The organism is Labrys sp. F242, from assembly GCF_057813875.1.
In genome coordinates this window covers 1-280 of sequence record NZ_JBVASG010000064.1, presented here as the reverse complement: position 1 = coordinate 280, position 280 = coordinate 1, and the positions used below count along the sequence as shown (strand labels likewise).

1 protein-coding gene is annotated in these 280 nt (G+C 69.3%); it reads right to left on the bottom strand.

The genetic code is table 11. From position 1 onward, the window contains the following. A partial coding sequence (locus ACZYTC_RS34445) for an ATP-binding protein (RefSeq protein WP_488991780.1) occupies window positions 1–280 on the bottom strand: 280 nt, incomplete at both ends.

Genomic DNA, 280 nt, shown 5'->3' with positions numbered 1-280 from the left:
GTAGTGACGCCGGTATCCAGGCGGACGCCGGGGCCGGAGGGCGGCTCGAAGGCGGTGAGGAGGCCCGGCGTCGGCAGGAAGCCGCGTCCGACATCCTCGGCATTGATGCGGAACTCCAGGGCATGGCCTCGTGGCGCCGGCGTTTCGCTGATGCTGAGAGGATGACCGTCGGCGCCGCGCCACTGCTCGACCACCAGCACGATGCCCGCCGTCTCCTCCGTTACCGGATGCTCCACCTGCAGACGGGTGTTGCCCTCCAGGAAGGAGATCGCATCCGACG